Raw genomic sequence first — 14,131 nt, forward strand, 5'->3', positions numbered from 1 at the left:
TGAGAGAGGAACTGAGATGGCTGACATCACCAACGAGACTATCCACCGGGATCACGAGAACCACCCGCTGCACGGGTCGGCTTCGAAAAAGTGGTTCCTTCCAGCGATCATCCTGCTGCTTGTCGCCGGTCTCGGCTATGTCGGTTACGCGCTCGGGCGCGATCTCACCAGCGTTGCCGCCGTTCCCTGGATCATGCTCGGACTGGCATTGCTCATCGCGCTCGGCTTCGAATTCGTCAACGGTTTCCACGACACCGCCAACGCCGTCGCCACCGTCATCTACACCCGCTCCATGCCGGCCGAACTCGCCGTCATCTGGTCTGGCTTTTTCAATTTCCTCGGCGTCATGATGTCGAGCGGCGCGGTCGCCTTCGGCATCCTGGCGCTGCTTCCGGTCGAGCTCATCCTGCAGGTCGGCTCCGGTTCCGGCCTCGCCATGGTCTTCGCGCTCTTGATCGCCGCCATCCTCTGGAACCTCGGCACCTGGTATCTCGGCCTGCCGTCCTCGAGCTCGCACACGCTGGTCGGCTCGATCATCGGCGTCGGTCTCGCCAACCAGTTCCTGGCGCCTGTTGGTAGCGCCACCAGCGGTGTCGACTGGTCGCAGGCCACCAATATCGGCCTGTCGCTGCTGATCTCGCCCCTGATCGGCTTCGGCCTCTCCGCCGTCCTGCTTCTGGTCATGAAGGTGCTGGTGCGCAACAAGGCGCTCTATGAGGAGCCGAAGGGCAACAACCCGCCGCCGCTCTGGATCCGCGGTCTTTTGATCTTCACCTGCACCGGCGTCAGCTTCGCCCACGGATCGAACGACGGCCAGAAGGGCATGGGCCTGATCATGCTGATCCTGATCGGCCTCGTCCCCACCGCCTTCGCGCTGAACCGCACCCCTGACGTCAACTATCTCGAAGCCTACAAGAGCGCGTCGGCCCAGGTGGAAACCGCGCTCGGCAAATATGTGAAGCCGGGTGCTGCCGCCGGCGATTTCCGCGTCGAGGTCAGCAATGCCGTGAAGAACAAGGTCTGGACCGACGCCACGACGCCGGCGCTCCAGCAGTTCATCCACGCCACGAGCGCCGAAGTCGCCGCCTTCCCGACGCTGGAGGCTGTGCCCACGCATCTCGTCAGCAACGTCCGCAACGACATCTATCTGATCGGCGAAGCCCTGAAGCTGATCGACAAGCAGAAGCTGCTCGCCATGGAGCCGGCCGATCTGCAGGCGGTGAGCGCCTATCACAAGGCGGTCGACAACGCGACCAAGTTCATCCCGCTCTGGGTCAAGATCGCCGTCGCCATCGCGCTCGGCCTCGGCACCATGGTGGGCTGGAAGCGCATCGTCATCACCGTCGGCGAAAAGATCGGCAAGACCCACCTGACCTATGGTCAGGGGGCCGCCGCCGAAGTCGTCGCCATGGTCACCATCGGCGCGGCCGACCATCTCGGCCTACCGGTTTCGACCACCCACGTGCTGTCGTCGGGCGTCGCCGGCACGATGGCGGCGAATGGCTCCGGCCTGCAATGGTCGACGGTGCGCAACATGCTGATGGCCTGGATCCTGACGCTACCCGCCTCCATCGCCATCGCCTTCGTGCTCTTCATCATCCTGCGCCAAGTATTCTGAGGCCTGAGCCGATAGCGCAATTGAAAAAGCCGGGAAGCGAATGCTCCCCGGCCTTTTTGTTTCAACAATCCGCCGACTATCAGACGTAGCGGTTGACGACGTTTTCGAGCAGTTCCTGCTGGCCGGACTTCGGCTGCGGGTTGATGTCCTGGCTCTCGACGCGGGCCGTGATCTGCTCGAGCGAATATTCGCCGCGCAGCATCTTCTGGCTTTCGGCCGAATCCCAGCCGGCATAGCGGTTGGCGAGCGGCTGCGACAGCGCCTTGTCCTCGATCATCTTGGCGGCAGCCTTCAGACCACGGGCGCAGCAATCCATGCCGCCGATGTGACCGATCAGGAGGTCGGCCGGATCGAGCGACTGGCGGCGCAGCTTGGCGTCGAAGTTGGTGCCGCCGGAGGTGAAACCACCGCCTGCCAGAACCTGGTAGTAGGCCAGCGCCATCTCAGGAACGTTGTTCGGGAACTGGTCGGTATCCCAGCCGGACTGGTAGTCGTTGCGGTTCATGTCGATCGAGCCGAAGATGCCGAGCGCGTTTGCGAGCGCCAGTTCGTGCTCGAAGGAATGGCCGGCGAGGATCGCGTGGCCCTGCTCGATGTTGAGCTTCACTTCGTTTTCGAGGCCGTTCTTCTTCAGGAAGCCGTAGACGGTCGCGACGTCGTAGTCGTACTGGTGCTTGGTCGGCTCCTGCGGCTTCGGCTCGATCAGGATCTGGCCCTTGAAGCCGATCTTGTGCTTGTACTCGACCACGAGGTTGAGGAAGCGGCCCATCTGGTCGAGCTCGCGCTTGAGGTCAGTGTTGAGCAGCGTCTCATAGCCTTCGCGGCCGCCCCACAGAACGTAGTTCTCGCCGCCGAGCTTCATCGTCGCGTCCATGCAGGTCTTCACGGTCGCTGCGGAGAAGGCGAAGACATCGGGATCGGGATTGGTTGCGGCACCCGACATGAAGCGGCGGTTGGAGAACAGGTTCGCCGTGCCCCAGAGCAGCTTAGTGCCGGTGGCAGCCTGCTTCTCCGCGAAGTAATCGACGATCTCGTTCAGGTTCCTGGTGTTCTCGGCGAAGTTCTTGCCTTCGGGGCGCACATCGGCGTCGTGGAAGCAATAATAGGGTGCACCGAGCAGCGAGAAGAATTCGAAGGCAACATCGGCCTTCAGCTTCGCAGCCTTCATCGTGTCTTCGAACCACGGACGCAGGAACGTCTGCCCACCAAAGGGGTCGCCGCCCGGCCATGTGAACGTGTGCCAGTAGGCAACGGCGAAACGCAGATGGTCTTCCATCCGCTTGCCGAGAACGATCTCGTCCGGCTGGTAATAGCGGAAGGCCAGCGGATTGGTGCTGTCCGGGCCTTCATACTTGATCTTCTGGATATCGCCGAAAAATCCGGTGCTCATGGGGTACTCCTCCTTGGGTGTGGTTTAAAAAAGTGTCCGTAATTCCGTGTGGCCCCCTCATCCCCGGTGCAGCAAGCTGCACCTGACCTGCCGGCACCTTCTCCCCGTTGGGGAGAAGAGACTCGGGGCGGGCCGCTCGCTCGACCTTCCCTTCTCCCCCACGGGGAGAAGGTGGCCCGAAGGGTCGGATGAGGGGGCTCCGACCTCAGTGCAAGCGTCCGTCAGCCCTCAATGCGCCAAAGCCTTGATCGCCGGATAAAGCGCACGATAGCGGCCATAAGCCTCCTCATACGCCCCGCTCAGCGCAGCAACCGGCTCGATCGTCCCATCCGTTTCCGGCGGCGTGCATACCGCGACCGGATCAGCCCCCGTCGCCGCAATCAGCCCCAGACGCGCCGCACCGAAGGCGGCGCCGAAATCGCCGTCGGCGGGCAGATCGACGGGGACGCCGAGTGCTGTGGCGATCGAGGCCAGCCAGTAACGCGAGCGCGAGCCGCCGCCGATGGCGGTGACGCGGGCGATATCGGTGCCAGCCGAGCGCAGCGCCTCGAGATTGTCGCGGATCGCGAACGACACGCCTTCGAGCACCGCTTGGGTCAGCACCACGCGGCTGCTCTCATGCTCGAGCCCGATGAAGGCGCCGCGAATGACGGCGTCGTTGTGCGGCGTGCGCTCGCCGGAGAGATAGGGAAGGAAGGTGACGCCCGATGGCGCCTTCAGCGTTTCGCCAAGCTCGGCGGTCAGCTCCGCCGCCGACTTTGACGTGACATGCGAGTGCCAGTTCAGCGCGTCGGTGGCGGACAGAATGACGCCCATCTGGTGCCAGGTGTTGGGCAGCGCGTGGCAGAAGGCGTGAACGGCACTTTCCGGCTTCGGCAGATAGGAACCGTTGGCGGCGAAGAGCACACCCGATGTACCGAGCGACACGAAGGCCGCGCCATGGCTGACGGTGCCCATGCCGCAAGCGGATGCCGCGTTGTCGCCTGCCCCGCCGGCAACGACGACGGAACCGGTGATGCCCCATTGCGAGGCGAGCTCGCCGCGCAGCCTGCCGCCCTCTTCCGTGCCTTCGACCAGCGTTGGCATGTGCTTTTCATCGAGGCCGGTCGCGGCCAAGAGCTCGGACGACCACTTGCGCTTGCCGGTATCGAGCCAAGACGTGCCGGCCGAATCCGACATCTCGGAAATGTGCTCGCCGGTCAGCCACAGGCGCAGATAATCCTTCGGCAAAAGCACCTTGGCGACCTTGGCGAAAATCTCCGGCTCGTGCTTGGCAACCCAGGCAAGCTTCGGCGCGGTAAAGCCGGGGAAAACGATGTTGCCGGTGAGTTTGCGGAACTTCGGATCGGCATCGAGCGCTGCCGCCTCGAGATAGCTGCGCGTGTCGTTCCAGAGAATGCAGGGACGCAGCACCTTGTCATCGGCATCGAGCAGCGTCGCGCCGTGCATCTGGCCGGAAAGGCCGATGCCCCTGACGGCGGCAAGCTCCTTCGGATGCTTCGCCTTCAGCCCAGCGATCGCCTCCTCGGTCGCCCGCACCCAGTGCGAAGGCTCCTGCTCCGACCATCCGTGATGCGGACGCGACACGTCGAGCGAACCGTTGGCCGAGCCGATGATCTTCTGATCGCCATCGATCAGCATGGCTTTGACGCCGGAGGTTCCGAGATCGAGACCCAGATACATGTGTTTCTCCCTTTGCCGTTACGGCAGATTGTCTTTCAGAAAGATATCGAGACGGATGCGCTCCTGCGCGTCGATGACCGAGAGCCCGTCGGCCTTGGCCTTCAACACGCGAATGGCGCTGCGCACCTCGTGGCCCGCATCCTGGTTCAAGATTGCGTCGATCGTACCGTCGAGAAGGGCCGTGCGCGTATGATCCGTCAGTTCGTGCGCGATGACGGTGAGCGCCCGGTCGACGGATTTATCCTTCAGCGCCCGGATCAGGCCGCGATTGCCGGCGCCGAGGCTGTAGACACCGATGATGCCGTCGCGCTTCGACAGCGCGTCCGAAACCAGCATATGCGCCATGTCAGGATCGTCGCGCCCCTCGATGACGGGCAGGATGGAGAGACCGGGAAACTCTTCCGCCATGACGGCCGCGAAGCCCTCCAGCCGCTCGCGATGGTCGCGCACCAGCATGGAGCCGGCGAGAACCGCGACATCGCCCTTGGCGCCACCAAGGAAACGCCCGAGCAATCGCGCAGCCGTCCGCCCGGCCGCGATATTGTCGACGCCGGCATAGTGATGGCGCAGCGAGCCGGTGAGATCGGAGACGACTGTGACGACGGGAATGCCATCCTGCACCAGCCGGTCGACGGCATCACGCACCTCCGGCGCATCGGTCGCGACCAGGGCCACGCCGGCGGGACGCTCGATGCGTAGCGTATCGAGTGCAGCGGCAAGGGCTGCAGGATCGAAGGCCGGAACCTCCAAGGTACGGATATCTGTGCGTTCCACCGGCGAGCGCGCAACCGCGGCCATCACCTCGGCGTTCAGCCCGTGCATGAAGGAATTGTCGCTGGCGGGAACAATGAACACGAATGAATAAGTCCGCCCCTTCGCGAGATTGGCGGCGGCGACGTCGCGCACATAACCGATCTCGCGAATGGCGGTTTCGACCTTCTCCCGCGTCACGTGCCGAACGCCCGGGCGCTGGTTCAGCACCCGATCGACAGTCGCAAGGCTGACGCCCGCAGCTGCGGCAATATCGTGAACCGTAGGTCTCATCGCTCCTCCTGACGAGACCTTTAGCGCCATTTTTGATGTACGTAAATCAAATTTTTCGACGACGTGTTTTCCGTGCCGAAATGACCGCTACTTTTCGTGATCCCTGGCGATCTCGGCTTCGAGCCTGGCTGCCGCACGCTTCAGATCACGCGACCTGCCGGCGACGCTTTCGATCGCCGCCACCGCCACATCCCGCGCGACATAGTCCGACTTGTGACCCATGTTGTGGATCATCAGCAGCCACGCGCCCTTGATGGCGCGGGCAAGATGGCGCGCGTGGATATCAGGCGAGACGACGCTGTCGGTATCGCCCGAAATGATCACCGTCGGTGCATGGATGCGGCCGAAGTGCTGTGAATTGCGCTTCGTCCATTCCAGGAGATTGGCGACATCGATGGCGTTGTCACGGAAAGCCTTCGGCCCAAGCGCCTGCAACGCACGCGCCTCCTTGATGTAGCCGGGCGGCCGGGGGTTGGGCGCGAAAACCGAGCGGGTGGCGCTGTCGATCATCGCGAGCCCCACCGGCGGCACGACGATGGCACTGAACAGCGCGCCGGTTACCGGCACCTTCGCGGCATCGTAATACCAGGCGATACCGCCCGGCCAGGGGTAGACGGCGGGCGACAGAAAGACGAGGCCGAGCACCCGGTCGGGATGCCTCAGCGCGAAGCTCGCCGCCACCGCGCCCCCGAAGGAATGACTGACGATGATTGCCTTCTTGATACCGCGTTTCGTCATGACGTCAGCGATGGCATCGGCCTGCCCGTCGGGAAATGCATTCTCCTGATCGCCGCGATCCGAGCGCCCGTGGCCGGGACGATCGACGAAGAGAAGATCGGCGCGCCCTTCCAACAGGTCGCGAAACGAAAACACCGGATCGTGCAGATTGGCGCTGGCCCCGTGGATGAACACGATCGGCGGCAGATCCGGCCGCTTCGCCTTGAGATAAAGGCTGTTCATCCTGTAGCCGCCGACATCGATGCGCGCCTCGTCGGCGGACGGACTGGCGGCGAACACATGGTTCACGGCGACGGACAACATAAGGGTGAGGAGTGCAACGAATCTGGCGGAAGCTTTGAACATGAAGCGCGGTCGATCCCGGTTATATCATCGCGTATACGCGAAAACGCCGGCTTTGGTTTCCCAAGCCGGCGCCATAATTCGTCCATGCTGTCGTGAACCGTCAGTGGCCGCCGCCACCCCCGCCACCGCCTTGCGGCGGCGCCGGCTTGTCGATCAGCACGATGCCGAAGATCATCGCCACGAAAAGTCCGGTGAGGATGACGAAAATATCGCTGAACGACATCACCATCGCCTGCTTCGTCACCATGCCGACCATCTGCTTGATCGCGACGGCCGCGCCATCCATGCCATATGTGTCGAACTTCGACGCCATGTTGTTGATCTGGTCGCTCGCGACAGGGTTACCCCAGTCCAGATGCTCGCGGATTCGCTGGTAGTGCACGTCCTGGCGGTTAGTCAGCACCGTGTTGATAACCGCGAGACCGACGGCGCCGCCGAGGTTACGCGTCAGGTTGAAGAGGCCAGACGCGCCGCGCATGCGCGCCGGCGGCATGGTGCCAAGCGCGATATTGTTGATCGGCACCATACACATCATCAGGCCGAAGCCGCGCAGGATCTGCGGGATGAAGAGCTCGTAGAAGTCCCAATCGGTCGTCACGCCGGTCATGATCCAGGTGCCGGCAGCGAAGCTCGCAAAGCCGAGCACCATCATCAGGCGCAGATCCATCTTCGCCGACAGCTTGCCGGCGATCGGCGCGGTGAAGAACATGGCGAGACCGGAAACGAACATGGTCTCGCCGATCATCAGAGAATCGTAGCCCCGGATGCGCCCGAGATAGAGCGGGTAGATATAGGTCAGGCCGTAGAGGCCGATACCCATGACGAAGGAAAACAGCGAGCCGACCGCGAAGTTTCGGTTGCTGAACGCCCTGAGATCAACGACGGGAAAGTCCACCTTGAAGGCGCGGTAGAAGAAGACCACGCAGCCGATCGCCGAGGCGATGGCGCCCATGGTGATGTGGCTGTCGTTGAACCAGTCGTTCGAGTTGCCTTCTTCGAGCACATATTCCAGCGCGCCGAGGAAGACGCCCATGGAGACCAGGCCCCACCAGTCGAACTTCTTGAACAGCGAGAATTCCGGCTTGTCGAAATCGATGAAATTCCAGGTCACGATCGTGACGATGATACCGGGAATGATGTTGACGAGGAACAGCCAGTGCCAGGAGAAGGCATGGCTGAGGTAGCCACCGACCGTCGGGCCGATGGTCGGCGCCAACGTCGCGATCAGGCCGATGATCGGCGAGACGATGCTGCGCTTGGAGGGCGGGAAGATCGTGAAGGCAGCCGCAAACACCGACGGGATCATGCCGCCGCCGATGAAGCCCTGGATCGCACGATAGACGATCATCTGGTCGATATTCGTGGCGGTGGCGCACAGCGCGCTGGCAGCCGTGAAGCCGGCCGCCGAGAAGGCGAACAGATAGCGCGTCGAGATGATGCGCGCGAGCGTACCCGACAGCGGAATCATGATGACTTCCGCGATCAGGTACGACGTCTGCACCCAGCCGATTTCATCCGTGCCGGCGCTGAGACCGGCCTGGATTTCGGCCAGCGACGCCGACACGATCTGAATGTCCAGGATGGACATGAACATCCCCACCACCATCGCGAAAAACGCGATGAGCTTGCGGGGGTCCATGGCGTCGGCTGCCGGCGCGGCCGGCATCGATCCTGCTGTTGTGCTCGCGGCCATCGGCCTACCTCGTCTATTACGTGGCCAGGTTAAGCGCGAAGCGCCTTACTTGGCGGCATCCGGCGCCGTGCGCGTGTCGACGTCGACAACGACGCTGAGGCCGGCGCGCAGGCGACCCGTGTCGAGCGCGTCCTGCGGCAGGGCGATGCGAACCGGTACGCGCTGGATGATCTTGGTGAAGTTGCCCGTCGCGTTTTCAGGCGGCAGCAGCGAGAACACCGAGCCCGATGCCGGCGAGATCGATTCCACCGTGCCGACGATCGCATGATCGTCATAGGCGTCGACATGGACATTGACCTTGGAGCCCGGAACCAGATGCTGGATCTGCGTTTCCTTGAAGTTGGCGTCGATATAGAGCTGGCGGACCGGAACGAGCGCCATCAGGCGCTGGCCGGGCGAAACCAGATCGCCTTCCTGAACTGAGCGGTTGCCGACGACACCGTCATAAGGCGCCTTCAGAACCGTGAAGGACAGGTCGCGCGCGGCCTTGTCGCGGGCAAGCTCGAGCTGGCGGATCGTGCCTTCGGCTTCGCGGCGCTGTGCGTGCAACAGCGTCACATTGGCTTCCGCCGATGCGATCGCGGCGTCGCCACCGACGAGATTGGCCTTTGCCTGGTCGAGCGCGATGTTCGCGGTATCGAGCGATGCGGTCGTGCCGACCGACTTCGCCTGCAGTTCGCTGGCGCGGGTCTGGGTGATCTGCGCGCCGCGAACGGTAGCATCGAGCGCAACCTTCTGCGCCTTGGCCTGGTCGAGGCTCGCCTCGCCGCCGGCGATCTGCGCGTCGATGCGCTGCAGCGACAGCTTCTCGGTGTCGAGCGAGGCCTGCGCCTGCTCCAGCGCCAGCTTGTAGTCGCCGTCGTCGAGCGTCGCCAGGGTGTCGCCGACCTTGACCCGCTGGTTGGCGACGACGTTCACCTTGGCGACGTAGCCAGTGACCTTCGGAGAGATCGTGGCGATATCGCCTTCGATATAGGCGTCATCCGTCGAGATCATGAAACGGCCGACCGTGAACCACTGGTAGCCGAAATAGGCAGCGCCGGCGAGAAGGGCCAGCCCGAGGATCGGCAGCACGGGGCTGCGCTTCTTTTTCTTCTGCTCAGGTGCCGTCTCGACCGGGGCGGCCACGGTCTGCGGCGTGCGCGGGGCTTCCGCGGTGACGGCTTCCTGAGCCTCACCTTCGGCAGGCTTGCTGACAATCCTGGTGACATTGGCGTTCTGGCTGGACGACATGAGAGAATACCGGTAAATCGAGTAAAACTGATCGAACTGAACGGTTCGGTTTAGTTGACATAGAGCCTTTTTACGTTCATATCAAGATGTATCGAACCACCCGGTTCGATTTTGTTAACGAAACATTCGCATGTGCGAATATGGTTAAGGAGCTATGACAGACTTTTCCGACGTTTCCGTGGAGGAATCGACATCTGCAGGAGGCAGATGGGCAGCGGGTGAAGATCCCGCAAAACGCAAACAAATTCTCGACGGTGCCCGCCGCGCGTTCATGAAATACGGCTTCGATGCCGCCAGCATGAACGACATCACGCGCGAGGCCGGCGTTTCGAAGGGTACGCTCTACGTATACTTCGCCAACAAGGAAGAGCTGTTCGCCGCGATGATCGAGAGCGAACGCGCCGCCTTCGTTGCCGCGATGCGCACCACGCTTGCCGAGCGCGAGGACGTGGAAACCGGTCTCCATGATTTCGGCATGGATTTCATAGCCCATATGACCGATGAGAAGGTCATCAGCGCCATGCGCACCGTGCTCGGTGTGCGCGACCGCATGCCGGCGCTCTGTCAGCGCTTCTTTAACGGCCCGGAAAACCTGCGCACCATCCTGCGCGACTATCTCATTCGCTATGTCGAGGCCGGCCAGCTTCATATCGACGACATCGAACTTGCCGCCGCCCAGTTCCTCGATCTCTCCAGCGGCAGCTTCTTCAAGTTCCGCCTGTTTGGCAGCATGGAAAAGCCGCCGTCGAAACAGGAAGCCGAGCGCGTCATCAATGGCGCCGTGCGCATGTTCATGGCGACCTATGGGGTCGCGAACAAAGGCTGATCTACGCCTGACATCCCCGGATCAGGACCGTTCCGGCACAGGAGCGGTCCCGCTTAAACGACCTGGGCCATGGAATAAAACCCCGCCGACTTTCGTATACTCCCTTGCGCGCTTTCCAAGACATGCTTGCCAAGCAGAGGCGCGCGATTACATTCGAGCGACCGCTAATGTGGCGCAAAGGGATATACATAGATGCAAGACATCATGATGCTCGTGCAGGACCCGGCCGCCTGGGTGGCCCTCGTCACCCTGGTGGTGATGGAAGTGGTCCTCGGGATCGACAATCTCATCTTCATTTCCATCCTCACCAACAAGCTTCCACCTGAAACCCGCGAAAAGGCCCGCAAGCTCGGCATCGGCCTGGCTCTGATCATGCGCCTGGCGCTGCTCGGCACCGTCGCCTGGATCGTCAAGCTGACGACGCCGGTCTTCGAAGTCTTCGGCCACGGCTTCTCGTGGAAGGACATGATCCTGATCGCCGGCGGTCTCTTCCTGCTCTGGAAGGCGACCAAGGAAATCCACCACACCGTGGACCCGGTCGATCATGAGAATGACGCGGCATCCGCTGCTGTCGTCGCGAGCTTCACCGCCGTCATCGGCCAGATCCTGGTTCTCGACCTGGTCTTCTCCGTCGACAGCATCATCACCGCCGTCGGCATGACGCCGCATCTGCCGATCATGGTGATCGCCGTTATCGCAGCCGTCACGGTCATGCTGGTTGCCGCAACCCCGCTTGCCAACTTCATCGAGAAGAACCCGACGATCGTCATGCTGGCGCTCGGCTTCCTGATGATGATCGGCATGACGCTGATCGCCGAAGGCATGGGCTTCCACGTCCCCAAGGGCTACGTCTACGCTGCCATGGCCTTCTCCGCCCTCGTCGAGGTGCTCAACATGCTGGCCCGCAACGCCAAGAAGAAAAAGCGCGGCGGCACCAGCAAGGAAACCTTGCACTAAAGACAAAACGGGCGCGGCCATCAGGCCGCGCCCGTTTCGCATCGGAACCATCTCTCAGAGCATATCGCCGAGCGTCCAGTGGTTCGCCCAGCGCGCGTCGATCTCGTCCTCGACATTTTGAAAGCGGATATCGGTCGAAAGCCGGATCAGGCCCTCGGCGCTGCGGTTGGTCGTCGCGGCGTGGATCATGTAGGGGCTGTGCAGAACCACATCGCCCGCCTCGTAATCGGCGATCAGCCAGCGCGTATCGAAGCGCTCGGCCATCCCAGGCAGATCCTTCGACACCCAGCCGCCCTCGCTCATGTTCCTATTATAGGCGTTGATCCGCTCTTCCGGTGAGAGCGCCACGCTCTTTTGCGCAAACTCCGCCTCCATCCGCTTGCCGATCGCATGCGACCCCTCGAGATAAACCAGTCCGCCCATGTCGACCGGCGTATCGCCGAGCGGGATCCAGGCCGTGACGATCCGGCTCGTTCCGCCGCGCAGATAGACGAGATCGTAATGCGCGGGCGTCGCCGTGGGCGTGCCGGGGCGGGTGAAGCGCATGATCTTGCGCTTGTGCAGATAGGAGATGCCGGAAAGGAACTGGTCCATGAACCGCGTCAGCCGAGGCTGCGCGCAAAACCCCTCATAAGCCGCCGAGCGCACCAGCGCCATCAGGATGCGGTCGGCCAGCTGCTTCTCGGGCTCGGCGCCAGAGACCAGCCCGAGCGCCGGGTCGGACCCCGCCTCGATCAGCCCGGAGCGCGCCAGATGCGAGAACACCCATCCGCGAAACGCCAGCACGTCATCCCGTTTCAGGAACCCTTTCAGCCAGACATAGCCGTCCCGCTCATAGCGCTCGCGGATCGCCTCAAGCCCAATACCGGGATCCGTCGCCTCCAACCGCCCCATGCGGTTCGGCGCGGTCGACAGGCGCTTACCGTCGGCAAACAGCTCGATCGCGGGTACGTCACGGGATTGAACAGCAAGACTTGACATTTCGATCACCTCCCAAGCGAATAGTCTGACGCTTTATCGCCCGCACCAAGGAGGAAGGCCATGGACGGAAAAACGGGCTGGACTTTTCGCTCATGAGCGACGCCACGATTGCGCTCTATCGCTCCCCTCCATCAGGTGCCACCAGCTTGACCGTAACAGGCTTCGGCCGCCAGCGCGTCACCAGTCGACTCAAGAACCGCAGGCTACCGACGCATGCCGTCGTGATGGTGGAACGCGGGCATGGGTGGCTGCAGAGCGACAAGGCGGGAACGATCGAGATATCAGGCCCGGCGCTCTTTTGGCTCCCTGCCGGAATGGTGCACGGCTACGGCCCCGATCCGGGCGAAAGCTGGGACGAGCGCTGGGCGCTGTTTTCAGGCACCCTCGCCGACGAATGGCTCCGCCAGCGCCTGATCGACGAGGCCGCACCAATGATGCCACTCGAAAACCCGCGCGAGATGCGGCATCTCTTCACCACGCTGCAGGACGAGTTCGCCGAAGACAATCCGCTCGGCCTCGCCGCATCGGCCGCGACCCTCTACCGGATCGTCATCGAGTCCGCGCGCCAGGCATCCCGCGCGACGGCAGGCGCCAAGACGGATGCGACGATGGAAAAGGTGGTGGAAGCGCTGGAACAGCGGGCGTTCGAACCGGTCGACATGACCGCCCTCGCCTCAGAATTCGGCCTGTCGCCGGCGACGCTGCGCCGACGCTTCGCGGCCGCGACCGGGCTTTCGCCCAAGGCCTTCCAGCTGCGCCTGCGCATCGACCATGCCAAGCAGCTCCTGACGACGTCGGACCTTGCGATCGAGGCGATCGCGCGCGCGATCGGTCTCGACGACGCCTTTTATTTCTCACGGCTGTTCCAGGATCGCGAACGGTGCTCGCCGAGCGAGTTTCGCCGCCGGCACCGTCGCGCCTGATCAGATCACCCTGCCGCCAACTCCTTGTCGATCGCCTGCACCAGACGCTGGTCGTCGGCGGTCACATCCGGTGCGAAGCGGGCGACAACCTTGCCGTCGCGGTCGACCAGGAACTTCTCGAAGTTCCAGAGAACGCCCTTGTCGCCGGCTTCCGCGAGACCGCGATCGACCAGCTTCTCGCGCATCGGCCCTTCGCCCGTGCTCGGCAGGCCCATACCCGTCAGCATCTTGTAGAGCGGATGCTGGTCATCGCCCTTCACCGAGATCTTCGAGAAGATCGGGAATTTCACATCATAGGTCAGCGTGCAGAACTCGACGATCTCGGCGTCGGTGCCCGGCTCCTGGCCCTTGAAGTTGTTGGCCGGGAAGGCGGCGATGACGAAGCCGCGTTCGCGCTTGTCTTCGTAGAGCTTCTCCAGCCCTTCATACTGCGCCGTCAGCCCGCATTTCGAGGCAACGTTGACGACAAGCACGACCTTGCCCTTGTATTCGTTCAGCGTGGTCTCGCGGCCATCGGCGAGCTTTACCGGCACGCTCAAGATATCGGTCATCATCAATCTCCAACATGAAATACCGACGCGGAAGCTATACCCGCGCGCCCGTTTGTCCAGCGCCGAAATCGCCCGCTGGCAAAATCGCTCAAACCATCTAGTCTGGACGGAATGACGCGGCAGCATGCAGAGGATCGGGCGGGAGGATC

12 protein-coding genes are annotated in these 14,131 nt (G+C 62.8%); 4 read left to right on the plus strand and 8 right to left on the minus strand.

Going from position 1 to position 14,131, the window contains the following annotated elements:
* The first annotated feature begins 16 nt into the window (after positions 1 to 16).
* Positions 17 to 1,618, plus strand: coding sequence for an inorganic phosphate transporter (locus J5286_RS19290; protein WP_209191745.1), 1,602 nt, complete (start codon positions 17 to 19; stop codon positions 1,616 to 1,618).
* Positions 1,619 to 1,697: 79 nt separating this feature from the next.
* Here J5286_RS19290 and xylA read toward each other — a convergent pair whose 3' ends face one another.
* From xylA to J5286_RS19320, 6 genes are all read right to left on the minus strand, one after another.
* The gene (xylA, locus tag J5286_RS19295; protein WP_209191746.1) at positions 1,698 to 3,008 is read right to left on the minus strand and encodes a xylose isomerase; all 1,311 of its coding nucleotides are present in this window, start codon (positions 3,006 to 3,008) and stop codon (positions 1,698 to 1,700) included.
* 228 nt (positions 3,009 to 3,236) lie between these two features.
* Complete coding sequence (gene xylB, locus J5286_RS19300; RefSeq protein WP_209191747.1) at positions 3,237 to 4,691, minus strand: xylulokinase; 1,455 nt, start codon at positions 4,689 to 4,691, stop codon at positions 3,237 to 3,239.
* Positions 4,692 to 4,709: 18 nt separating this feature from the next.
* Positions 4,710 to 5,735, minus strand: coding sequence for a LacI family DNA-binding transcriptional regulator (locus J5286_RS19305; RefSeq protein ID WP_209191748.1), 1,026 nt, complete (start codon positions 5,733 to 5,735; stop codon positions 4,710 to 4,712).
* Between the two features lie 87 nt (positions 5,736 to 5,822).
* The gene (locus tag J5286_RS19310) at positions 5,823 to 6,818 is read right to left on the minus strand and encodes an alpha/beta fold hydrolase (RefSeq protein ID WP_209191749.1); all 996 of its coding nucleotides are present in this window, start codon (positions 6,816 to 6,818) and stop codon (positions 5,823 to 5,825) included.
* Between the two features lie 100 nt (positions 6,819 to 6,918).
* A complete protein-coding gene (locus J5286_RS19315) occupies positions 6,919 to 8,511 on the minus strand; it encodes a DHA2 family efflux MFS transporter permease subunit (protein WP_209191750.1) in 1,593 nt (530 codons plus the stop codon).
* Between the two features lie 45 nt (positions 8,512 to 8,556).
* Positions 8,557 to 9,744 (minus strand): HlyD family secretion protein, encoded by a 1,188-nt coding sequence (locus J5286_RS19320; RefSeq protein WP_209191751.1) that lies wholly within the window; start codon positions 9,742 to 9,744, stop codon positions 8,557 to 8,559.
* A 154-nt stretch (positions 9,745 to 9,898) separates the two neighbouring features.
* Here J5286_RS19320 and J5286_RS19325 point away from each other — a divergent pair, with 154 nt between their 5' ends.
* Entirely contained in the window at positions 9,899 to 10,570 is a 672-nt protein-coding gene (locus tag J5286_RS19325; protein ID WP_112944176.1) for a TetR/AcrR family transcriptional regulator, read from the plus strand.
* Positions 10,571 to 10,762: 192 nt separating this feature from the next.
* Positions 10,763 to 11,527 carry a TerC family protein gene (locus J5286_RS19330; protein WP_047509731.1) on the plus strand — a complete coding sequence of 255 codons (765 nt, stop codon included), beginning with the start codon at positions 10,763 to 10,765 and terminating at the stop codon, positions 11,525 to 11,527.
* Between the two features lie 54 nt (positions 11,528 to 11,581).
* On the opposite strand, the gene J5286_RS19335 is transcribed toward J5286_RS19330, so the two are convergent.
* Positions 11,582 to 12,508 carry a phytanoyl-CoA dioxygenase family protein gene (locus tag J5286_RS19335; RefSeq protein ID WP_209191752.1) on the minus strand — a complete coding sequence of 309 codons (927 nt, stop codon included), beginning with the start codon at positions 12,506 to 12,508 and terminating at the stop codon, positions 11,582 to 11,584.
* A 92-nt stretch (positions 12,509 to 12,600) separates the two neighbouring features.
* Here J5286_RS19335 and J5286_RS19340 point away from each other — a divergent pair, with 92 nt between their 5' ends.
* Positions 12,601 to 13,431, plus strand: coding sequence for a helix-turn-helix domain-containing protein (locus J5286_RS19340; protein WP_209191753.1), 831 nt, complete (start codon positions 12,601 to 12,603; stop codon positions 13,429 to 13,431).
* Positions 13,432 to 13,436: 5 nt separating this feature from the next.
* Here the strand turns inward: J5286_RS19340 and J5286_RS19345 are convergent, their stop codons facing one another.
* Positions 13,437 to 13,982: a glutathione peroxidase gene (locus J5286_RS19345; RefSeq protein WP_449090066.1), complete on the minus strand. Its 546-nt coding sequence runs from the start codon at positions 13,980 to 13,982 to the stop codon at positions 13,437 to 13,439.
* Between the last annotated feature and the right edge of the window lie 149 nt (positions 13,983 to 14,131).

It is taken from the genome of Rhizobium sp. 16-488-2b (genome assembly GCF_017741815.1).
GTDB lineage: Bacteria > Pseudomonadota > Alphaproteobacteria > Rhizobiales > Rhizobiaceae > Rhizobium.